Source organism: Burkholderia sp. BCC0044, from assembly GCF_902832955.1.
GTDB lineage: Bacteria > Pseudomonadota > Gammaproteobacteria > Burkholderiales > Burkholderiaceae > Burkholderia.
On record NZ_CADFDO010000004.1, the window covers coordinates 949369 to 971219 of the forward strand.

Below are 21851 nucleotides of genomic sequence, written 5' to 3' on the forward strand. Positions count from 1 at the left end.
GAAACGCGGAGCGGCTTCGCCGCCGCCCCCGTCGCGCACGCAGCCGACGCCGCCGCGTGCGGAATCAGCGTTCAGCGCGACGCGGACGGTTCGCTGGTCCGGCCGGATCGCCAGGTGAGGAAACCGAGCGCCGCGAGCGGCAGCGCCAGGGCCCAGAACCCGGCGTACAGGTAGGCGGTCGCCCCCGCGCCCGCACCGAGCGCGAACCCGACAACCGGCGGCAGCGTGCGTCGCAGCCGCGCTCGTGCGGCTTCCCGTTCGGCCGGCGCGGCGATCGGCACGAGCCAATCGAATGCATCGATGACCGCCTGCGTGACGTTGCCGGTCATCACGGTGTTCGCGACGACGGCGCGCGCGGTCAGCCGGCCGTGTGCGTTCTGCACGCCCATTGCCGCCGCGCCGAGCAGCCCGCAGACGATCGTCGCGGGCGCATCGGCGTTGCCGATCGGCGACGCCGCGACGCCGGCGAGCATGAATCCGGCCAGCAGGATCGTCTGCAGCGCGTACAGCGAGCACGCCCGCGGGCCATGCCCGCGCACGCGCATCCGGTGATCGAGCAGGCGGGCGGCCACGATGCCCGCGATGAATGCCGGAAACGCGAGCCACTTGATCGTGAGGCCCTGGCCGACACCGGCGAGGCCCGAGCCGATCAGGATGAAGTTGCCGGTGACGTGCGCGGTAAAGAGCCCGAACAGCGCGACGAAGCCGAGCGTGTCGACATAGCCGGCGATCGAGGCGAGGAACACATCCTCGCCGCGCAGGTGATCGGGGGCCGCGGCGCCCGCTGCCGTTACTTGCGCGGGCTGCATGTCGTGGCTTCCGGAGTTGTGTCGGCGGTGTCCGCGTCGCGGACCTGTGTGGCGTGCACGCGCAATTGCGCGTGCACGAGCGGGATCGCGTGCTCGCGGACGACGATGCCGAGCAGGCGCGCTAGCGCGATCAGCGCCGCCGCGGGCGATTGCACGCGCACGAGGGGGTGCAGGAGGCCGACTGCGACGGCGGCTCCCGGCGAAATCAGATGAGGCATGGTCCGTTCCGGTTGCGCCGCGGGCCGGGCCGGCCGAAGGGCTTCGGCCTCGTGCAGCGGCTCGGAAGCAAGACTAGGGAAGGCGGGCCTGAAAGTCATGGCGGCAAACTGAATCGTTCTGAACGCGCGGGGCGGCGACGCACGCGCGCGACGACCGCCGACGAGCCGGCCGCCACGCCGTGCCGCCGCCTCACACCAGCGTTCAGAACGATTCAGCCACGACGCACATCGCCTGCCCTATGCTCGGACAGCATCGGGCGCGTGCCGTATCGCGCACCGCCCGCAGAACCGGAATTCCCACATGACGACCGACACGCTTGCACTCACCCATCACACCGTTACGGCGAACGGCATCCGCCAGCACGTCATCGATGCCGGCGCGGGGCCCGTCGTCGTGCTGCTGCACGGCTTCCCCGAAACCAGCTTCGCGTGGCGCTTCCAGATTCCTGTGCTTGCACGGCACTATCGCGTGATCGTGCCCGACCTGCGCGGCTACGGCGAAACCGACAAGCCCGCGGCCGGCTACGACAAGCGCAACATGGCGCGCGATCTCGCCGCGCTGCTCGATGCGCTCGGCATCGAGCGCATCGCGCTCGTCGGGCACGATCGCGGCGCACGCGTCGCGACGCGTTTCGCAAAGGACTTCCCCGAGCGCGTCGACCGGCTCGTCGTGATGGACAACGTGCCGACGCGCATCGTCGCGCAGAACATGACCGCGCAAACCGCGCGCGCGTACTGGTTCTTCCTGTTCCACCAGGTGCCCGACCTGCCGGAGGCGCTGATCGCCGGCAAGGAAGCCGAATGGCTCAGCTATTTCTTCGCCGACTGGTGCTACAACCCGCACGCGATCTCGGGCGATGCGTTCGACACGTACGTCCGCGCGTATCGGCGCCCGGGAGCCGTGCGCGGCGCGCTGGCCGACTATCGCGCGAACGCGGAGGACGTGCAGCAGGATCTCGTCGATGCGGAGGTGAGGATCGCGTGCCCGACCATGGCGATCTGGGGCGAGGATTTCTACGCGGTCGGCAAGATGTTCGACATGAAAGCCGTATGGGAAGGCATGGCGACGAACCTGCGTGCCGAGCCGATCGCGCAGTGCGGACATCTGCCGCACGAGGAGCAGCCTGAGCGCGTGAACGCGCTGCTGCTCGATTTCCTCCGCGGCTGGGCCGGCTGACGCCACGCTCGCCGCACGCGGCATCATCGGGAGATCGTCGGATGGAACACGGATCGGGCCGCAAGGCCATCATCGCCGGCGGATCGGTCGGCGGGCTGTTCGCGGCGACCGCGCTGCGCGCGGCCGGCTGGGACGTCCGCGTCTTCGAGCAATCGCCGCACGCACTCGACAGCCGCGGCGGCGGCATCGTGCTGCAACCGCCGATCGAGCGCGCGTTCGCGTTCGGCGGCGTGACGCTGCCGGGCGACTCAGGCGTCGATTCGATCGACCGGATCTACGTCGACGCGCAGGACCGGATCGTGCAGCGCTTCACGATGCCGCAGACGCAGACGGGGTGGAACGTGATCTACACGGCGCTCAAGCGCGCGCTGCCGGCCGACATCATCCACGCCGGCGACGCGTTCGAGCGGTTCGAGCAGGACGGCGAGCGGATCGTCGCGCATTTCGCGAGCGGCCGCGCCGAGACGGCCGACCTGCTGATCGGCGCGGACGGCGGCCGCTCGACCGTGCGCGCGCAGTTGCTGCCGGACGTGCGGCCGACGTATGCGGGCTATGTCGCGTGGCGCGGGCTCGTCGACGAACGCGCGCTGCCCGAGCAGGTGCTGCTTCTGCTGCGCGAACGCTTCACGTTCCAGCAAGGCGATCGGCACCTGTTCCTGACCTATCTGGTGCCCGGCGCCGACGGCGCGACCGAACCGGGCAAACGGCGCGTGAACTGGGTGTGGTACCGGCGTCTCGCGTCCGACCGGCTGCCGTCGCTGTTCCTCGCGCGCGACGGCACGCAGCGCGACGGGTCGCTGCCGCCCGGCGCGATGCGCGACGACAACCGCGCGGAACTCGTCGACGCCGCCGACCGGATGCTCGCGCCGACGCTCGCCGCGCTCGTCGATGCGAGCCCCGCACCGTTCGCGCAGGCGATGGTCGATCTCGCGGCCGCACGCATGGCCTTCGGCCGCGTGGTGCTGCTCGGCGACGCCGCCTGCATCGTGCGCCCGCACACGGCGGCGGGCGTCGCGAAAGCGGCGGACGACGCGGTCGGCCTCGCCGAAGCATTGCGCGACGTCGCACGCGGTGCCGCGTTCGACGCCGCGCTGGCGCGCTGGGACGCCCGTCAGCGGGCGGCCGGCGCGCTATTGTCCGCGCGAGGGATCGCACTCGGCGCGCGGCTGATGGGCGGGGCGTGACGGTTCATCGCGCGGGAGTCGACTGCCGCGCGGTGCGGATCGAAGTCGGGATCCAGCGCGCGCAGCACGCTGGCGCGCCCGCCGTCGTCATCGGGTAGTTGCGGCTGCCCGCGCGCGAAAGCCGGGGCTGCTGCCGCCGCCAGCCACGCGGCGACCGCCAGCCCCGTCACGCGTATCGATACGGCGCCCCGCTTCATTGCGCGCTCGCCGTCGACACCGCGGCCGACGTCGCGGCCATTGCCGTGGTCCGGTCGCCGTGCGCGATCGCATACAGCTCGCGATTGCGCGCGATCGTCTGCGTGCTCGGCGGATAGTCGGAGTTCGACGTCGGCAGCATGCCGTCGCGCTCCGCCTGAATCAGGTCGGCGCGGACATCGGCGCGCGTGACCTCGCCACTGGTGGTTTGCGCGAATGCGACGACCGGTGCGCTCAGCGCACAGGAAATCAGGACCGCACGAATCAGCGTGTTCATGACCTTCACCTCTCAAAGATAGCGTGTTCGCGTCCGCAGATCAGGCCGGACATCCGCTCCGCATCGATGCGATGAGGAGTGGTGTCCATTCTGCGATTCGCGCGCTGTCCGGAAGGTGAGGCTTCGATTACGGTCTTGTCATCTGGTCGCGGCCCGGCCGCACGGCAATGTCAGTCAGCGCGCAACGGTTTCCGGGTTCCGCACGCTGCCCAGAAACCGCGTCAACTCCACCGTCTGCGGCCGCTCGAAGATCTCGTCGGCCGTCCCGCTCTCCCACACGCGCCCCTGGTGCATGAACACGATCCGGTCGCTCACCGCCCGCGCGAAGTTCATCTCGTGCGTGACCATGATCAGCGTCATGTCCTCGCGCGCGAGTTGCTCGATCACGCCCAGCACCTCGCCGACGAGTTCGGGATCGAGCGCGGACGTGATTTCGTCGCACAGCAGCACGCTCGGCTTCATCGCGAGCGCGCGCGCGATCGCGACGCGCTGCTGCTGGCCGCCCGACAGGTGTTCCGGAAACGCGTCGAACTTGTCGCCGAGGCCGACGCGCTCGAGCATCAGTTCCGCGATCGCGCGCGCCTGCTGGCGGTGCGACTTCTTCACCACCGACTGCGCGAGCATCACGTTCTGTCCGGCGCTCAGGTGCGGAAACAGGTTGTATTGCTGGAACACCATGCCGACCTTCAGCCGCAGCGCGCGCAAGTCCGCATGCCGTGCATCGACGCGTTCGCCGTCGACCGAGATCGTGCCCGCGTCGATGCTCTCGAGCCCGTTGAGCGTGCGCAGCAGCGTGCTCTTGCCCGAGCCGCTGCGGCCGATGATCGACACGACCTGCCCGCGCTCGACGGACAGGTCGATGCCCTTGAGCACATGATGGGTGCCGAAGTTCTTTTCGAGACCCCGGCTTTCAACGAGCGGCATGCCATCTCCTTTGCAACGTGCGCGCATAACGGGTAAGCGGATAGCAGAGCGCGAAATAGATCAGCGCGACGAGGCCATATACGACGAACGGCCGGAACGTCGCGTTCGAGATCGCGATGCCGACCTTCGTCAGCTCGGTGAAGCCGATGATCGATACGAGCGCCGTATCCTTCACCGCCTGCACGCCGAAGCCGACCGTCGGCGCGATCGCGATGCGCGCGGCCTGCGGCAGGATCACGTGACGCAACTGCTCGACGTAGCCCATCGCCAGGCTCGCCGACGCCTCCCACTGCCCTTTCGGCACCGCCTCGACGCAGCCGCGCCAGATCTCGGCCAGATACGCGCTGGTGAAGAACGTGAGCCCCGCGGTGGCCGCGACCCACGGCGCAACGTCGAGCCCGACGAGCGGCAGGCCGAAGAACACGATGAACAGTTGCATCAGCAACGGTGTGCCCTGGAACACTTCGATGTAGAGCTTCGCGACGCCGCGCAGCACCGTCGAATTCGACACGCGCATCACGAGCAGCCCGAGGCCGACGAGGCCGCCGGTCACGAACGACACGAGCGACAGCACGATCGTCCAGCGCGCGGCCAGCAGCAGGTTCGCGAGAATCTGCCCGAACGTGAAATCGGTCATCGCGCACCTCGCATGCGGCGGGAGAACAGGCGGCGGCCCATCGCGCCGAGCGTCGCACGCAGCAGCAGCGCCATCGCCAGATACGCGAGCGTGATCACGAAGTACGTCTCGAACGCGCGGAAGTTGCGCGACTGAATGTAGCTGGCCGCGTAGGTCAGGTCGGCCACCGAGATCTGCGACACGACCGCCGAACCGAGCATCGTGATCACGATCTGGCTCGACAGCGCGGGAAACACCTTGGCGAGCGCCTGCGGCAGCACCACGTGGCGCAGCATCTGCGCGCGCGACATCGCCAGCGCGGAGGCGGCCTCCAGATGCCCTTTCGGCACCGCGGCCACGCCCGCGCGCACGATCTCGACCGAATACGCGCCGAGATTGAGCGTCATCGCGAGGATCGCGGCCGTGTATTCGTCGATGTGCACGCCGAGCGCCGGCAAGCCGAAGAAGATGAAGAACAGCTGGACGACGAACGGCGTATTGCGGATCGCCTCGACGTACGCGCCGATCAGCGGGCGCAAGCGCACGGCCGCGCGCGCGTCGGCGCTGTACGCGGCCGCGCCGAGCACGCCGACCGCGACGCCGAGCACGGTCGCGACCGCGGTCAGCGCGAGCGTGATCGCCGCGCCGCTCGCGAACACGCCGACGTACTCGGAAAGTTCGCCGAATTGAAGCTGATAGCTCATGGGAAACGGATAAATTCGGGTTCGGACAACGACACGCGCCGCGCCGGACATCCCGGCCGCGGCGACGTGTCAGGCGACACGGCGATTCGTCACAGTCCGGCCGGCAACGGCTGGCCGAGCCACTTGCGCGACAGCTCGCCCAGCGAGCCGTCCTGCTTCGCATGCGCGATCGCATCGTCGATCTTCGCGAGCAGGCGCGGTTCGTTCTTGTTGACGCCGACGAAGCACGGCGAATTCTTGATCACGAACTTGACCTCGGGGCGGCGCGGCGGATTCTTCGCGAGGATCGCCGCCGCGACGATGTTGCCGGCCGCGATCAGTTGCACCTGCCCCGACAGGAACGCCTGGATCGTCGCGTTGTTGTCCTCGAAGCGCTTGATCGTCGCGTTCGGCGCGAGCTGCGACAGCGCGATCTCCTCGAGCGCGCCGCGCGTGGCGCCGACCGTCTTGCCGGTGAGGTCGGCGGGCGCGCTCACCTTCACGTCGGACGGCCCGAACACGCCCTGGAAATACGGCGCGTAGGCGCTCGAGAAGTCGATGACCTTCTCGCGCTCCGGCGTCTTGCCGAGCGACGAGATCACCATGTCGACCTTGTTGGTCGTCAGGTACGGAATCCGGTTCGCACTGTTCACGGGCACCAGCTTCAGCTTGACGCCGAGCGCCTTGGCAAGGAGTCCTGCCATGTCGATGTCGTAGCCCTGCGGCTGCATATCCGTGCCGACCGAGCCGAACGGCGGATAGTCCTCGGGCACCGCGACGCGCAGCGTGCCGTTCTTCGCGATGGTGTCGAGCGCATCGGCGTGGGCCGGCGCGGCGGCGAACAGCGCGATCACGGGGGCGGCGAGCAGCGCAGCCAGCCAGGTGCGTCGGGGGAACGGTCGGGTCGTCGGGCTCACGGTGAATCTTCCTTGTCTGGTATGTCGTCGTCGGGCAGCGCGCAACGATTGCGCGGCCGACACCACTCCAGCAAAAACCGGGCCATTGCCGTGAAACGCTTGCCGTACGGGCACGAGGCCGAAATGTCGGTGAACCTTTCGGCGAGCTGAATTCCCCATTTCGGTGCACAAACCGGCACCGTCGGTAACGGTTGCCCTCGCAGCGCGCGCCGGCGCACCAAATTACCTATCCGGTTCACCCGTCGCCGCGCCCCTATGCACGGATTCGAACAGGCTCAGTCCAAATTTGCATTCCGTTTGTGACGGGAATTACGGCTGCATACGTTCGCGACGTACCGTGCCGTTCGCCACGCCCGGCGAATCGCAATCAGGACGGGCGCGCCCGATTCCGCGCGCCGCACCTCCGGTACCGGTGGTCCCGATCGTCCCGCGATCGGGATGAATCCAATCCCATCCGTGCGCGAGGATACCGTCATGGCATCGATTCCCGACCCGTCGACAACCGGCGAAACCGACAAACGCAGCTGGCTCGAATCGCACGAAGCCGGCTATCACAAGACCCTCGGCAATCGGCAGGTGCAGATGATCGCGATCGGCGGAGCCATCGGCACCGGGCTGTTTCTCGGGGCCGGCGCCCGGCTGCAGGCCGCCGGCCCGGCGCTCGCGATCGTCTATCTGGTGTGCGGCGCGTTTTCGTTCCTGATCCTGCGCGCGCTCGGCGAGCTCGTGATGCATCGCCCCAGCAGCGGCAGCTTCGTGTCGTACGCGCGCGAATTCCTCGGCGAGAAGGCGTCGTTCGTCGCCGGCTGGATGTACTTCCTGAACTGGGCGATGACCGGCATCGTCGACATCACCGCCGTCGCGCTCTACATGCATTACTGGGCGCCGTTCGCGGCCGTGCCGCAGTGGGTCTTCGCGCTCGTCGCGCTGTGCATCGTCGCGACGATGAACCTGATCGGCGTGAAGTGGTTCGCGGAGATGGAGTTCTGGTTCGCGCTGATCAAGGTCGCCGCGATCGTGCTGTTTCTCGCGATCGGCGCGGCGATCCTCGGCACGGGCATGCCCGTGGCCGGCCATGGCACCGGCATGCACCTGATCACCGACAACGGCGGGTTCTTTCCGCACGGACTGATGCCGGCGCTGGTGCTGGTGCAGGGCGTGGTGTTCGCGTTCGCGGGCGTCGAGCTGGTCGGCACGGCCGCCGGCGAATGCAAGGACGCGCGCAAGGTGCTGCCGCGCGCGATCAACAACGTGATCTGGCGCATCGCGATCTTCTACGTCGCGTCGGTGGTTCTGCTGGTCTGCCTGCTGCCGTGGAGTGCGTACAAGGCGGGCCAGAGTCCGTTCGTCACGTTCTTCGGCGCGCTCGGGGTGCCGGGCATCGGCTCGGTGATGAACCTGGTGGTGCTCACCGCCGCGCTGTCGAGCCTGAACTCCGGCTTGTATTCGACGGGGCGCGTGTTGCGTTCGCTGTCGATGGGCGGCTCCGCCCCCGCGTTCCTCGCGCGGATGAGCGGGCAATCCGTGCCGTACGCGGGCATTCTGGTGACGGTCGCGATCTATGTGGTCGGCGTGCTGCTCAACTATCTCGTGCCGTCGAGCGTGTTCGAGATCGTGCTGAACATCGCGTCGCTCGGCATCATCAGCACATGGGGCTTCATCGTCGTGTGCCAGATGAAGTTTCGCGCCGCGGTCAGGCGCGGCGACGTGGAAGACGTGTCGTTCAGGATGCCGGGCGCGCCCGTGACGTCGTGGCTCACGCTGCTGTTCCTGCTTGGCGTGCTGGTGTTGATGGCATTCGACTACCCGAACGGGACGTGGACGATCGCGTCGATCCCGCTGGTCGCGCTGCTGCTCGTGGCCGGCTGGAAGTGGCTGAGCCGTCGCGCGCGCCGTGCATTGCTGAAGCCGACGATTCCGTCGATCGCGCTCACGCAGAACGTGCTCGAGAAGGGCGACAACTGACTCGCGACTCGCGGCGGCATGCGCGCCGTCCGTTGAAGGAACCGCCGTCGGGCCGCGGACGGCGGTCGACCGCCGCGTTCAGCGATGCTCGTACAACGGCTGCGTGTCGAGCGACGCGAGCGACGACGTAGCCGTCCTGGCCGCGTCGGTCGGCTGGGCAGCGACCGATTGCGCTTGCTGCGCGGCGACCTTCGCCTCGGCAGCCTGGATGTCCTCCGGGTAGTACGGATCGGTGCCGATCGGCCGATAACCGGCCTTTTCGACGCGGACGAGATCGGCGCGCACGTCGGCCCGTGTGACCGCATGGTCGGTGGTTTGCGCAAAGGCGACGATCGGTGCGCTCAGCGCACAGGAAAGCAGGACTGCACGAATCAGGTTGTTCATGATGTTCACCTCTCAAAGATGGCGTGTTCGCGTCCGCAGATCAGGCCGGACATCCGCTCCCCATCGATGCGATGAAGAGTTGGGTGCATTCTGCGATTCGCGCGCTTTCCTGAAGGTGAGGCTTCGATTACGGTTTTGTTATCCGGCCGTATCCAGTCCGATCATCGAGCGGACGCCCCTGTTCGGCGATGGCCCGATTCATGTCCTCGATCGACACCGGTTTCTCGGGCTTCTTCACGACGCCCTTCAGCGATGCGAGCGAGCGTGTGGCCGGGTATATCTCATATCGGCCCGTCGCCTCGTTGAAGCTGAATTCGATCCGGTCTCCGGACTGCAGGCCCAGTTGATTGCGGACGTCCACCGGAATGGTGACCCGCCCCTTTGACGTGATAGTGGCTGCTGTCATTGCGGCACCTCCAATATTTCTTACTTTCTTGTAAGCCATATGAAAAAGCAAGGGCGCGCCGCAGGCGACCAAACGCCGACGCTGCCGCCGCCCGCACAGATAACGGTTTCGTAATCCTCGAGTCAGGGTCGGGTCAACGCCGCGCCGGCAGACTGCGTGCTCGTCGCATCGAATGCGCATCCGAGCCCTGCTTCGAGGAGCACCATCATGTGGATCGTCCGGCTGGCGTTACGCAGGCCCTACACGTTCGTCGTACTCGCGCTGCTGATCTTCATCGCGGGGCCGCTCGCGCTGCTGCGCACACCGACCGACATCTTCCCGAACATCGACATTCCGGTCGTCAGCATCGTGTGGTCGTACAACGGCTTCTCCGCGGAGGACATGGCCAAGCGGATCACGTCGAACTACGAACGCGCGCTCACGTCCGACGTCGACGACATCGAGCACATCGAATCGCAGTCGCTGAACGGCGTGTCGGTCGTGAAGATCTTCTTCCACCCCGGCGCGGACATCAATCGCGCGATCGCGGAAGCCGCAAGCAACTCGGCGTCGATCCTGCGCATCCTGCCGCCCGGCACGCTGCCGCCGAACATCATCACGTACAACGCGTCGACCGTGCCGATCCTGCAGCTCGGGCTGTCGAGCGACACGCTCGCCGAGCAGCAGCTGTACGACCTCGGCAACAGCTTCATCCGCACGCAGCTCGCGACCGTCCAGGGTGCGGCCGTGCCGCTGCCGTTCGGCGGCAAGATCCGCCAGATCGTCGTCGATCTCGATACGCGCGCGCTGCAGGCCAAGGGGCTCGCGCCGATCGACGTCGTCAACGCGATCAACGCGCAGAACCTGATCCTGCCGGGCGGCACCGCGAAGATCGGCACGCACGAATACAACGTGCAGATGAACGGCAGCACGCAGACGGTCGCCGCGCTGAACGACCTGCCGGTGAAGACGATCGGCGGTAATGTCGTGTACGTGCGCGACGTCGCGCACGTTCGCGACGGCTACGCGCCGCAGACCAACATCGTGCGGGTGGACGGCAAGCGCGCGGCGCTGCTGACGGTCGAGAAGACCGGCAGCACGTCGACGCTGACGATCATCGACCAGGTGAAGGCAATGCTGCCGAAGATTGCGGCCGGGCTGCCGAAGGCGCTGCACATCGCGCCGCTCGACGATCAGTCGGTGTTCGTGAAGGCGGCCGTCCAGGGCGTCGTGCGCGAGGCGCTGATCGCCGCGTGCCTGACCGCGCTGATGATCCTGCTGTTTCTCGGCAGCTGGCGCGCGACGCTGATCATCGCGATCACGATCCCGCTCGCGGTGCTCACGTCGCTGCTCGCGCTGTCCGTGCTCGGCCAGACCATCAACATCATGACGCTCGGGGGGCTCGCGCTCGCGGTCGGCATTCTCGTCGACGACGCGACCGTCGCGATCGAGAACATCACGCATCATCTCGAACTCGGCGCGCCGCTCGAGGAAGCCATCCTGACCGGTTCCGGCGAAATCGCGGTGCCGACCTTCGTGTCGACGCTGTCGATCTGCATCGTGTTCGTGCCGATGTTCCTGCTCAGCGGCGTCGCACGCTATCTGTTCGTGCCGCTGGCCGAGGCCGTGATCTTCGCGATGATCGCGTCGTACTTCTTCTCGCGCACGCTGGTGCCCACGCTCGCGATGGCGCTGATGCGCGCCAAAGGCAGCGGCCGGCCGCCGCGCGGCGTACTCGCGCCCCTCGTGCATTTGGCGCGTTTCCAGGCCGCGTTCGAGCATCGTTTCGAGGCCGTGCGGCTACGCTATCGCGCGCTGCTGTCGGCGGCGATCGCGCGGCGCCGCCGCTTCGCGGCCGCGTTCCTGCTTGCGTGCGTCGCGTCGACGGGCCTCTACGCGTTCGCCGGGCAGGACTTCTTCCCGTCGGTCGACACGGGCGAGATCCGCCTGCACCTGCGCGCGCCGACCGGCACGCGGATCGAGGAAACCGCACGGCTGACCGACGAAGTCGAAGCGAAGATCCGCAACGTGATTCCGGCGAACGAACTCGCCGGCGTGCTCGACAACATCGGCGTGCCGGTGAGCGGGATCAACCTCACGTACGACTCGTCGGACCCGATCGGCTCCGGGGACGCCGACGTGCTCGTCACGCTGAAGCCGAATCACGCGTCGACGGCCGCGTACGTCGCGAAGCTGCGCAACGTGCTGGCGCAGGCGTTCCCCGGCGTGACGTTCGCGTTCCTGCCGGCCGACATCGTCAGCCAGATCCTCAACTTCGGGCTGCCCGCGCCGATCGACATCCAGATCGTCGGCAACAAGCTCGACCAGAACCGCGCGGTCGCGAATGCGCTGCTCGCGAAGCTGCGCGGCGTGCGCGGGCTCGTCGACGCGCGCATCCAGCAGCCCGGCGACGAACCGGCGATCAACGTGAACGTGGATCGCACGAAGGCGATCCAGGCCGGCCTCGACCAGCGCGACGTCGCGCAGAACCTGCTGATCGCGCTGTCCGGCAGCTCGCAGACGACGCCGAACTTCTGGCTCGATCCGCGCAACGGCGTCAGCTACCCGGTGCTCGTGCAGACGCCGCAATACACGGTGAATTCGCTGCAGTCGCTCGCGAACGTGCCGCTGCCCGCCGGCACCGCACGCCCTCCGCAGACGCCGGCCGGCGGCCCGGCCGCGGGCGCGCCCGCGCAGAACCTGCTCGGCGCGCTCGGCTCGTTCTCGCGCGCGACGCAGCAGGCCGTGGTGTCGCACTACAACGTACAGCCGGTGCTCGACATTTTCGCGTCGGTGCAGGGGCGCGATCTCGGCGGCGTCACGGCCGACGTGACGAAGCTCGTCGACGCCGCGCGCGCGCAACTGCCGCCCGGCTCGTCGATCGTGCTGCGCGGCCAGGTGCAGGCGATGCACGAATCGTTCGCGGGCCTGCTCGGCGGCCTCGCGCTCGCGATCTCGCTGGTCTACCTGCTGATGGTCGTGAACTTCCAGTCGTGGCTCGATCCGCTCGTGATCGTCGGTGGGTTGCCGGCGTCGCTCGCCGGCATCGCGTGGATGCTGTTCGTCACGCGCACCACGCTGTCGGTGCCCGCGCTGACCGGCACGATCCTGTGCATCGGCATCGCGACCGCGAACAGCATTCTCGTCGTGAACGCGGCGCGCGAGCTGCTCGCGGCCGGCGAGCCGCCGTGGCAAGCGGCGCTCGACGCAGGCTTCAGCCGCTTCCGGCCCGTCGTGATGACCGCGCTCGCGATGCTGATCGGCATGTTGCCGATGGCGCTCGGCCTCGGCGACGGCGGCGAGCAGAACGCGCCGCTCGGCCGCGCGGTGATTGGCGGCCTCGCGTTCGGCACGGTATCGACGCTGCTGTTCGTGCCGGTGCTGTTCGGCTTCGTCCATGCGTGGCTCGCGCGGCGTCGCGACGCCGCGGCACCGCGGCACGCGCAGCACGCACCCGATACGCCTGCGCTGCGTTGAGCGCGGACGCCCTCTCCCCATCCTTCGATTCGCCCAACCCCTGACCCATCATGAACGACTCGATCGAACCCGTCGCTCCGCCGCCCGCCGCCGAAGCAGCCACCGCGGCCGCAGCCGCGCCGCCCGCCGCGCGCGGCGCCGCCCCGGACACGCCGCCGGCCCGCCGCGCCCGCAAGCTCGCCGTGCCGCTCGCGGCCGTCGCGCTCGCCGCCGCGCTGCTCGCGCTCGGCATCGTGCCGCGTATCGATGCCCGCGCCGCGCAGCGTGCGCAGGTAGCCGTGCAGCAGGCGCTGCCGGTGTCCATCGTCGTGCCCGGCGCGGCGCCGGCCGACCAGACGCTGACGTTGCCCGGCTCGGTCGCGCCGTATGCGGACGCATCGATCTATGCGCGCACGAGCGGCTATATCGCGCACTGGAGCGTCGATCTCGGCACGCACGTGAAGGCCGGCCAGACGCTCGCGCAGATCTCGGCGCCCGATCTCGACGCGCAACTGCGCCAGGCGCGCGCCGACGAAGCGAGCGCGCAGGCGAACTACGACTATGCGAAATCGACCGCGCAGCGCTGGCAGGACATGCTGAAAACGCAATCGGTGTCGCAGCAGGACACCGACACGAAGGTCGCGGACATGAACGCGAAGCGCGCGATGCTCGCGTCGGCGCAGGCGAACGTCGCGCATCTTGCCGAACTCGTGTCGTACGAGTCCGTCACCGCGCCGTTCGACGGCGTGATCACCGCACGCAACGTCGACATCGGCACGCTGGTCACCGCGGGCGGCACGCCGGGCAGCCCGGGTTTGTCCGGCGAACTGTTCCATCTCGAACAGACGGACACGCTGCGCGTGTTCGTCGACGTGCCGCAGGACAGCGCGGCCGGCGTGTCGGCCGGCACGTCGGTCTACCTGACGACGCCGCAGTATCCGGGGCGGCGCGTTGCCGCGCGTGTCGCGCGCAGCGCGGGCGCGATCGACCCCGTCACGCGCACGCTGCGCGTCGAGATCGACGTCGACAACCGCGACGGCGCGTTGATGCCCGGTGCGTATGCGCAGGTGCATCTCGTCTTGCCGAGCGCGGCGCCGGCGCTTGAGCTGCCGGTCAGTGCGCTGCTGTTCCGTGCGAACGGCGTGACGGTCGCCACTGTCGGCGCGAACGGGCGTACGGCGCTGAAGACCGTGCAGATCGGGCGGGATTTCGGCACGCGCGTGGAGATCGTCGCGGGGCTCGCGGCGACCGATCGCGTGATCGATAACCCGGGCGATGCGATCACGGCTGGGGAGGCCGTGAAGATCGTGTCGACTGCGCGTGATGCGGCGCCGGTGGCCTCTTCGTCTGCTTCGTCTGCTTCGTCTGCTTCGTCCGCGCAGGCCACGCAAGCCGTGCAACCGGCGTCCGCGACCGGCGCGCTCGACGTGCCGCCGTTGCGCGCGGCCGGCGTCGCACCCGCTGCATCAGCGCCCGCTCCGTCGCCCGCGCGCGGCTGATCCATCGACGACAAACTCACGAAATGCCCGCCATGCGCCTTCCTCATCCGCTTCCGTTCGCTCGCCGTATCGTCGCGCTCGGCGCCGTCGCCGCACTGACCGCCTGCTCGACGCTGCCGCCCTATTCACCGCCCGCCGTCGCGGTACCCGCGCACTATGCGGGCGCCCCGGCCGCACCTACCGCGCAAGCCGGCTGGCGCGCCGCGATGCCGGCCGACACCGCCGCGCGCGGCGCGTGGTGGACCGTCTTCGACGACGCCGATCTGAACGCGCTCGAAACGCGCGTCGACGTGTCGAACCAGACGGTGAAGAAAGCCGTCGCCGATCTGCAGCAGGCGCGCGCGATGGTCGACTATCAGCACGCCGGCTTCCTGCCGACGATCACGGCAGGCGTCGCGCAAAGCCGTGCGCGCGTGTCGCAAAACCGGCTCGGTTCGTCGCTCGCCGGCAAGACGACGCCCGACTACCAGGCCGGCGTGGCCGCGAGCTGGGAGCCCGACGTGTTCGGCCGCGTGCGCGACGCGGTGACCGGCGCGCAGGCGAACGCCGCCGCGAGCGCGGCCGACTTGCAGGCCGTGAAGCTGTCGGTCACGGCCGAACTCGCGACCGACTATTTCGCGCTGCGCTCGCTCGACACGCAGAAGCAGTTGCTCGACGACACGGTGCGCGCGTACGCCGACGCGCTGACGCTGCTCAAGCAGCAACTCGCGGCCGGTGCGATCGACGCATCGGCGGTCGCGCAAGCCGAGACGCAACTCGAATCGACGCGCACGCAGGACACCGACATCGATGCGTCGCGTGCGCAGTTGCAGCATGCGATCGCGACGCTCGTCGGAGAAAGCGCGTCGACGTTCGCGCTGCCGCCGCGCGTGCAGGCGTTCCACGTGCCGGCCATTCCGGCCGGCGTGCCGTCGCAACTGCTCGAACGACGGCCCGACATCGCGGCGGCCGAACGCCGCGTCGCGGCCGCGAACGCGCAGATCGGCGAGGCGCGCGCCGCGTTCTTCCCCGATCTCGTGCTGTCGGCGAGCGCCGGCCTCGAAAGTTCGTTCTTCGCGCCGTGGCTCGCCGCGCCGAGCCTGTTCTGGTCGCTCGGCCCGCAACTCGCCGGCACGCTGTTCGACGGCGGCCGCCGCAGCGCGTCGCTGCGCGGCGCGCATGCGCAATACGACGGCGCGGTCGCCGATTACCGGCAAACCGTACTCGTCGCGTTCCAGCAGGTCGAGGATCAGTTGTCCGCGATCGATGCGCTCGCGTCCGAAGCCGGCAGCCAGCAGCGCGCGACCGACGCAGCCGACCTGTCGCTGCGGCTGACGACGAATCGTTTCAACGCGGGCGCCGTCAGCTATCTGGACGTGGTGACCGCGCAGACGATCGCGCTGACGAACCGGCGCACAGCCGATCAGATCGACGCACGCCGGATCGAGGCGGAAGTCGGGTTGCTGAAGGCGCTGGGCGGCGGCTGGCAGGCGAGCGCGAGCGCAGGCTCAGACGCGGAATCGAACACCGGCGCGAAGGAACATGCGGCAACCGCGCGACCCGACCCTGCCGCCGTCACGCAGCAGGCGGCCGGTTGAACGTAAGCACGAACCGCGTGCCGCGCGCATCGCTTTCGACCTGCGCGGTGCCGCCGTGCAGCTCCATCACCGAGCGCACGATCGCGAGGCCGAGCCCGGCCGTGCCGCCCGGCGCACCGCCGCTGCGAGCCGGGTCGCCGCGCACGAACCGGTCGAAGATCCGCGGCAGCAGCGCGGGATCGATCGGCTCGCCCGGATTCGCGACGACGACGCGCAGCGCATCAGGCGTTTCATCGACACTCAGCGTGATGACCCCACCGGCCGGCGTATAACGCAGTGCGTTCGCGAGCAGATTGCCGACCGCGCGGCGAAACAGCTCGACGTCGGCCGTCAGTTGCCCGTGCCCGTCGACGCGCAGCGCCGAGCCCGCTTCGTCGGCAAGTCCCTCGAAATACTCGGCGATGCGCTCGAGCTCCTCGCGCACGTCGAACGCACGCTGCCGCGTGACGAAACTCGGATGCTCGGCGCGCGCGAGAAACAGCACGTTCTCGATCATCCGCGCGAGACGATCGTATTCCTCGAGATTCGATTCGAGCAGCGTCTGGTACTCGTCGACCGAACGCGGCCGCGCGAGCGCGACTTCAGTGGCGCCGCGCATGTTGTTCAGCGGCGTGCGCAGGTCGTGCGCGAGATCCGCACTGAATTGCGACAGATGCGCGAACGCCTGCTGCAGGCGGCCGAGCATCGCGTTCTGCGCATCGACGAGCGCGCGCAGCTCGGGCGGCGCGCGCGACGCGTCGAGCCGCGTGTCGAGCTTGTCGACCGTGATCCGGCCGGTGTCGTCGACGATCTCGCGCAGCGGCGCGAGCGCCTTGCGGATCAGCCAGTAGCCGAGCAGCAGCGCGAACAACGCGCCGAGCCCGCCGGCGAGCTTGAGCCGGTCGCGGTAACCGTCGAGCAGATCGGCCCGGTCGCGCATGTTGCGCGCGATCGCGACGCGGATCGGCGTGTGGTCGCCGAGCGCGGCCTCGATCACGACGCCGCGCATCGGCGTGCCGCCGTCGGCGGTCCAGGTGACGAGCCGGTCGCTCGTGATCCGGTCGTTCGCGGGCACCGGCACCGCGTGCGGCGCGAACAGCTGCGCGTCGGCCAGCGGAACCGACGCGGCGGCAGGCGCATCGTCGAGCGCAGCGAGCCGGACGTTGTGGCGCGCGAGCACGTCGCCCCGCGCATCGACGACGGCCATCGACAGCGCCTCGTTGCCCAGCACCTGGCTCGTCAGCCGCTCCGCATGCGCACGAACCGCATCGAGCGATTCGAGCTCGCCCGCGAGCCGGCGCGTGTGGCGCGCGGCCAGCACGATGTCGAGATCGTCCTGCGTGTTCACCTGCCGCTCGAGGCCCGCATACACATACGCGCCGACGAGCGCGAACGCGGCCAGCGTGGTCGCGGCGAACGCGAGCGCGAGCGTCGCCGCCAGCGAGCGCGGGCGCGTCACGCGCCGTCCTTCGGTTCGAGCACGTAGCCAACGCCGCGCACGGTATGGATCAGCTTGACCGGGAACGCGTCGTCGATCTTCGCGCGCAGGCGCCGGATCGCGACCTCGACGACGTTGGTGTCGCTGTCGAAATTCATGTCCCACACGTACGATGCGATCTGCGTGCGGCTCAGCACCTCGCCCTGCCGGCGCGCGAGCAGTTGCAGCAGCGAGAATTCGCGCGGCGTCAGGTCGATCCGCGTCGCGCCGCGCTTCACGCGGCGGCGCACCACGTCGATTTCCAGATCGCCGACCGCCAGGTGCTCGGTCTCGCGCGGCGGCCCGCGCCGCGCGAGCGTGCGGATGCGGGCGAGCAGCTCGACGAACGCGAACGGCTTCACGAGGTAGTCGTCGGCGCCGAGTTCGAGGCCGTGCACGCGGTCCTGCACGTCGTCGCGCGCGGTCAGGAACAGCACCGGCGTCGTATGCGTTTCGCGCAGCCGCTTGAGCACGCCCCAGCCGTCGAGCACGGGCAGCATCACGTCGAGCACGATCACGTCGTAACGCTCTTCCTGCGCGAGCGTCAGCCCTTCGGCGCCGTCCTTCGCGAGATCGACGCTGAAGCCCGATTCCTCGAGCCCCTTCTTCAGGTACGCGCCCGTCTTCGGTTCGTCTTCGACTATCAGGATGCGCATGGCCGGCTCCGTCGCATTCGTGGGGACATCCGGCGATGTTACCCGGAAACGGCGACGCGGCTTCGCTGCGTGCAAGCGCGAACGGCGTAGATGACAAAACGGTAATCAGACGGTCAGCCTGGCGTGCGGTCGCGGCGCCAGGCGGCGGATTCCCGTCCCGTCAGCCCCGATGCGCGCTTTCCTGACGCGCAGCCGGATGCGTGATCGTCATTCGGCCTTTCATTCGCCAGAAATTTCCGTCGGGCAGCGCGACGAACGAGTGGAAGATGCCGAGGTCGTAATCCTGGACGTTCACGACCGCCGCGCCGTTCGACTCCTTCCAGCTCACCGCGAAGCTGCCGTTGCCCAGCGGCGCGACCTCGATGTCGACGGTTTCGATCGAAGCGTACGGCCCTTCCTTGATCTCGAAGGTCATGCGTTCGGTGGAGTGCAGCGTCAGATGCACGGTGAATACCGGATAAACCACCAGCATCTGCTGTCCGACCGGAAAGCGATCGAGCGACATTGTCCTGCTCCTCTCGTTGGATCGAGCGATGCCGCCAGCCGGCGAGCGGCCCGAAAGCCGGCGGGACGGCAAGCGTGCACGGCCGGGTGCGTCTCAGGCGATTGCGCCACCGTCCGCGGTCAGGATCGCGCCGGTGATCAAGCTCGCTGCGGGACTTGCCAGGAAAACCACGGCGTTCGCGATTTCTCGCGGTTCGCCGAAACGCCCCAGGGACGTCAGGCTCCGCTGAAAGTCGGCAGCGGCCCCGTTCGCCGGATTGGCATCGGTATCCACCGATCCGGGCTGCACGAGATTGACCGTCATGCCGTTCGGACCGAGTTCGCGCGACAGTCCGCGGGTGAATGCGGTCAGGGCCGCCTTGGACATCGCATAAGCGGTCATGCCGGAAAACGGAACCCGCTCCCCAAGACCCGATCCGATCGAGACGATGCGTCCTCCTGCGGCAAGATGCGGAATGACGGCCTTCGCGAACAGCACCGGCGCGCGTACGTTCACGTCCATCAACGTTTGATAGTCGTGCACATCGAGGTCGGCGATCGTTCCGGAGTGGCCGATCGCCGCGCTGTTGACGAGAATATCGAGGCCGCCCAGCGCCGCCACGGCCTCGCTGACGGCACGCGTGATCGCTTCCGGATCGGCACTGTCGGCCTGGATGGCGGCCGCGCGACGCCCGATGCGCTCGATGGATCGGGCCACCGCGTTGGCTTTGTCCGCGGAACGTTGGTACGTAAACGCGACGTCGGCGCCGTTCTCGGCCAGCGCCAGCGCGATCGCGGCGCCTATGCCTCGAGACCCACCCGTCACCAATGCACGCTTGCCGTTCAGATCGATCATTTGATTGTCCTTTTCTACCCGGCCGCGACTGGAAAGGTCGCCACGGCCGTTATCGCGGAGCAAGCGCCACGCAGTTCGCCGCCCGCTCGATGGATGTCGGAGATAACGGCGAACACGGTCGCTCGGTCGTCGATGTGCGCGAGATCATTCCGTGGAAGAGGGCGAAGGCGGATGACGGGGCCAGCAGCCTGTCTGCCCGGGAGCAGCCCGTCGCGCGGCCCCTTCATCGGTCAGGATCAGCCCGCCACCGGCGTGTTGAGAAGCTGCTGCTCCCAGAAATAGGCGATGCCGCTGCCGGCCGAATGCGGCCCGATCACCTTGTTGAGCTTCTCGGCCGTCTCGGCGCGGGCCCAGTCGCGTTGCCACTCGGCCGCCACCGCCACCCAGGTCATCACGTTCGCGCCGGCCGCGATCATGCGCTGGATCGCGACCTGATGCGCCTCGAGCGAGGTGCCGCCCGACGCATCGGTGACCACGGTCACGTCCCAGCCCTCGCCCAACGCCTGAATGACCGGCATCGCGACGCAGATCTCGGTCCACAGGCCCGCGATGATCAGTTGCTTGCGGCCGGTCGCCTTGACCGCGTCCACGACCTTCCTGTCCTCCCAGGTGTTGATGAAGGTCCGGTCGATCACCGCCTGACCCGGGAACACCTCGGTGATCTGCGGGAACAGCAAGCCGCCGCGCGCCGCGATCACGCTGGTCAGAATGGTGGGGACGCCGAACACCTTGGCCGCCTTCGCGAGACCGGTCGTGTTGTTGACGACCATCTGCGGATCGTGGCTGTTGAGGTTGGCAAGCTGGTAAGGCTGGTGATCGATCAGAACGAGTACGGAATCTTCGGGACGGAGAAGCGAATCGACGCCATTTCGAAAAGTCATGCACATTTCCTCGGTTGCCGGTTGGGAGAAGGACGCGTTTTCAGGAAACGGGCGCTTGTAACGTTCGTCCCCCGAACCCGCATTGTGCTGTCCGCCTCCCCGCTTCGATAGTGCCGTTTCGCGATGAGCTGTGTCGCGGAAACTGGAACACCGACAGCGGGCGTCAGCGAACCGTTCTGCTCGATACGGCAGTACCATTCCGGGACCCCCAACGTTGCGGAGAAAGGAACACCGAATGGATATCGAAGCGCTACGGACATTCGTGGAAGTTGCAGATGCGGGAGGCGTTTCGCCTGCCGCGCTTCGACAGGGCCTGTCCAAGTCGATCGTCAGTCGCCGGCTCGCCGGGCTCGAAGCGGAACTCGGCGTGCAGTTGATTGCACGATCCACCCGCAGGGTGGCGTTGACGGAGGCCGGCGCCGCGTTCCGCGACTATGCGGCCAGGGCATGCGCGGAGATCGACCTGGCCAAGGAGACGATCCTGCCCGCCGGCGACCTGTGCGGCCGCTTGCGGGTTGCCGCGCCGATGTCCCTCGGCCCGGCCCACTTCGCTCCGATACTCGCGGAGTTGGCACGACGCCACCCGCGGCTTCATATTCACACCTCCTACAGCGATCGCTTCGTCGATCTGATCGCCGAGGGGTTCGATTGCGCGATCAGGGTGGGCACGCTGCAGGACTCGAACCTGGTCGCCAGGCGCGTGGGGCCGCTGTTCGGCAAATTCGTCGCCAGTCCGAACTATGTCGAAACGCATGGATCGCCGGAAACGCCACAGGAACTGCTCACCCATCAGGTGCTCATGCAGGGCACCGAATCCTGGCAGCTTCTGGATGGCGACAAAGTGATCACCATTCGTCCACAGGGACGCTTCAAGGCCGACAGCGGCGTGGCGCTCGTCGGCGCCGCGGTGGCCGGCCTCGGCGTGGCGGTGCTCCCCGAGTATCTTGTCGACGAGCACATCGCGTCCGGCGCGCTCTTGCCTGTCATGAAGCGCCATCCGCCTCCCCCGGCGGGTATCTATGTGGTCCGTCCGCCTGGCCAGCATCCGGCGCGGAAGGTGCGGGTGTTGACCGAACTGCTGGTCGAATGCCTGGGGAAGGAGGCAAGCCCGGCGGGAACGACCGCTGCCTAGCGCGTGCATCGAGCCCTGCTTGAGCCTCACGTCAAAACGCGCCGAGGTGGAACTTTCACACGCGCGGCGTGCCGGTGCGGACGCGGGGCTGCATAGCTTTTATTGATCGCGCACCGCGCGC

Annotated in this window: 21 protein-coding genes; 7 read left to right on the forward strand and 14 right to left on the reverse strand. The window is 68.3% G+C overall.

Annotated elements, in window-relative coordinates:
* Nucleotides 1-71: 71 nt before the first annotated feature.
* Both HWX14_RS27035 and HWX14_RS27040 read right to left on the reverse strand, forming a co-directional pair.
* Nucleotides 72-809, reverse strand: a complete 738-nt coding sequence (locus HWX14_RS27035; protein WP_175885381.1) for a YoaK family protein — start codon at nucleotides 807-809, stop codon at nucleotides 72-74.
* A complete protein-coding gene (locus HWX14_RS27040) occupies nucleotides 791-1027 on the reverse strand; it encodes a DUF1427 family protein (RefSeq protein ID WP_175885382.1) in 237 nt (78 codons plus the stop codon). Before HWX14_RS27040 ends, HWX14_RS27035 begins: the two co-directional genes overlap by 19 nt.
* 301 nt (nucleotides 1028-1328) lie before the next feature.
* Here HWX14_RS27040 and HWX14_RS27045 point away from each other — a divergent pair, with 301 nt between their 5' ends.
* Both HWX14_RS27045 and HWX14_RS27050 read left to right on the forward strand, forming a co-directional pair.
* A complete protein-coding gene (locus HWX14_RS27045) occupies nucleotides 1329-2204 on the forward strand; it encodes an alpha/beta hydrolase (RefSeq protein WP_175885383.1) in 876 nt (291 codons plus the stop codon).
* Nucleotides 2205-2245: 41 nt separating this feature from the next.
* Nucleotides 2246-3388, forward strand: a complete 1143-nt coding sequence (locus HWX14_RS27050; protein ID WP_175885384.1) for an FAD binding domain-containing protein — start codon at nucleotides 2246-2248, stop codon at nucleotides 3386-3388.
* A gap of 193 nt (nucleotides 3389-3581) precedes the next feature.
* On the opposite strand, the gene HWX14_RS27055 is transcribed toward HWX14_RS27050, so the two are convergent.
* From HWX14_RS27055 to HWX14_RS27075, 5 genes are all read right to left on the reverse strand, one after another.
* The gene (locus HWX14_RS27055) at nucleotides 3582-3860 is read right to left on the reverse strand and encodes a DUF4148 domain-containing protein (protein WP_175885385.1); all 279 of its coding nucleotides are present in this window, start codon (nucleotides 3858-3860) and stop codon (nucleotides 3582-3584) included.
* 174 nt (nucleotides 3861-4034) lie between these two features.
* Nucleotides 4035-4784 carry an amino acid ABC transporter ATP-binding protein gene (locus tag HWX14_RS27060; RefSeq protein WP_175885386.1) on the reverse strand — a complete coding sequence of 250 codons (750 nt, stop codon included), beginning with the start codon at nucleotides 4782-4784 and terminating at the stop codon, nucleotides 4035-4037.
* Nucleotides 4771-5421, reverse strand: a complete 651-nt coding sequence (locus HWX14_RS27065; protein WP_175885387.1) for an amino acid ABC transporter permease — start codon at nucleotides 5419-5421, stop codon at nucleotides 4771-4773. Before HWX14_RS27065 ends, HWX14_RS27060 begins: the two co-directional genes overlap by 14 nt.
* Entirely contained in the window at nucleotides 5418-6104 is a 687-nt protein-coding gene (locus HWX14_RS27070) for an amino acid ABC transporter permease (protein ID WP_175885388.1), read from the reverse strand. Before HWX14_RS27070 ends, HWX14_RS27065 begins: the two co-directional genes overlap by 4 nt.
* An 89-nt stretch (nucleotides 6105-6193) precedes the next feature.
* Nucleotides 6194-7000: a transporter substrate-binding domain-containing protein gene (locus tag HWX14_RS27075; protein ID WP_046546696.1), complete on the reverse strand. Its 807-nt coding sequence runs from the start codon at nucleotides 6998-7000 to the stop codon at nucleotides 6194-6196.
* 474 nt (nucleotides 7001-7474) lie between these two features.
* Between HWX14_RS27075 and ansP the strand changes: the two genes are divergently transcribed.
* Nucleotides 7475-8965 (forward strand): L-asparagine permease, encoded by a 1491-nt coding sequence (gene ansP / locus HWX14_RS27080; RefSeq protein ID WP_175885389.1) that lies wholly within the window; start codon nucleotides 7475-7477, stop codon nucleotides 8963-8965.
* A gap of 78 nt (nucleotides 8966-9043) precedes the next feature.
* On the opposite strand, the gene HWX14_RS27085 is transcribed toward ansP, so the two are convergent.
* Together HWX14_RS27085 and HWX14_RS27090 are read right to left on the reverse strand one after the other, a co-directional pair.
* Nucleotides 9044-9349 carry a DUF4148 domain-containing protein gene (locus HWX14_RS27085; RefSeq protein WP_175885390.1) on the reverse strand — a complete coding sequence of 102 codons (306 nt, stop codon included), beginning with the start codon at nucleotides 9347-9349 and terminating at the stop codon, nucleotides 9044-9046.
* Nucleotides 9350-9476: 127 nt separating this feature from the next.
* A complete protein-coding gene (locus HWX14_RS27090; RefSeq protein ID WP_175885391.1) occupies nucleotides 9477-9755 on the reverse strand; it encodes an AbrB/MazE/SpoVT family DNA-binding domain-containing protein in 279 nt (92 codons plus the stop codon).
* 207 nt (nucleotides 9756-9962) lie between these two features.
* Between HWX14_RS27090 and HWX14_RS27095 the strand changes: the two genes are divergently transcribed.
* The 3 genes from HWX14_RS27095 to HWX14_RS27105 are packed head-to-tail and all read left to right on the forward strand — an operon-like array spanning nucleotide 9963 to nucleotide 16266.
* Nucleotides 9963-13211, forward strand: coding sequence for an efflux RND transporter permease subunit (locus HWX14_RS27095; protein WP_175885392.1), 3249 nt, complete (start codon nucleotides 9963-9965; stop codon nucleotides 13209-13211).
* A 50-nt stretch (nucleotides 13212-13261) separates the two neighbouring features.
* Complete coding sequence (locus HWX14_RS27100; protein WP_175885393.1) at nucleotides 13262-14689, forward strand: efflux RND transporter periplasmic adaptor subunit; 1428 nt, start codon at nucleotides 13262-13264, stop codon at nucleotides 14687-14689.
* 32 nt (nucleotides 14690-14721) lie between these two features.
* Complete coding sequence (locus tag HWX14_RS27105; RefSeq protein WP_175885394.1) at nucleotides 14722-16266, forward strand: efflux transporter outer membrane subunit; 1545 nt, start codon at nucleotides 14722-14724, stop codon at nucleotides 16264-16266.
* Here HWX14_RS27105 and HWX14_RS27110 read toward each other — a convergent pair.
* From HWX14_RS27110 to HWX14_RS27130, 5 genes are all read right to left on the reverse strand, one after another.
* Nucleotides 16244-17704, reverse strand: a complete 1461-nt coding sequence (locus HWX14_RS27110; RefSeq protein ID WP_175885395.1) for a heavy metal sensor histidine kinase — start codon at nucleotides 17702-17704, stop codon at nucleotides 16244-16246. The genes HWX14_RS27105 and HWX14_RS27110 overlap by 23 nt on opposite strands.
* Nucleotides 17701-18378 carry a heavy metal response regulator transcription factor gene (locus HWX14_RS27115; RefSeq protein ID WP_175885396.1) on the reverse strand — a complete coding sequence of 226 codons (678 nt, stop codon included), beginning with the start codon at nucleotides 18376-18378 and terminating at the stop codon, nucleotides 17701-17703. Before HWX14_RS27115 ends, HWX14_RS27110 begins: the two co-directional genes overlap by 4 nt.
* A gap of 160 nt (nucleotides 18379-18538) precedes the next feature.
* Nucleotides 18539-18883: a hypothetical protein gene (locus HWX14_RS27120; RefSeq protein ID WP_175885397.1), complete on the reverse strand. Its 345-nt coding sequence runs from the start codon at nucleotides 18881-18883 to the stop codon at nucleotides 18539-18541.
* A 93-nt stretch (nucleotides 18884-18976) separates the two neighbouring features.
* Nucleotides 18977-19717 (reverse strand): SDR family oxidoreductase, encoded by a 741-nt coding sequence (locus HWX14_RS27125; RefSeq protein ID WP_175885398.1) that lies wholly within the window; start codon nucleotides 19715-19717, stop codon nucleotides 18977-18979.
* Nucleotides 19718-19953: 236 nt separating this feature from the next.
* Nucleotides 19954-20598 (reverse strand): hydrolase, encoded by a 645-nt coding sequence (locus HWX14_RS27130; protein WP_175885399.1) that lies wholly within the window; start codon nucleotides 20596-20598, stop codon nucleotides 19954-19956.
* Between the two features lie 235 nt (nucleotides 20599-20833).
* Between HWX14_RS27130 and HWX14_RS27135 the strand changes: the two genes are divergently transcribed.
* On the forward strand, nucleotides 20834-21730 hold the full coding sequence (locus HWX14_RS27135) for a LysR family transcriptional regulator (protein WP_175885400.1): 897 nt from the start codon (nucleotides 20834-20836) through the stop codon (nucleotides 21728-21730).
* The last annotated feature ends 121 nt before the right edge of the window (nucleotides 21731-21851 follow it).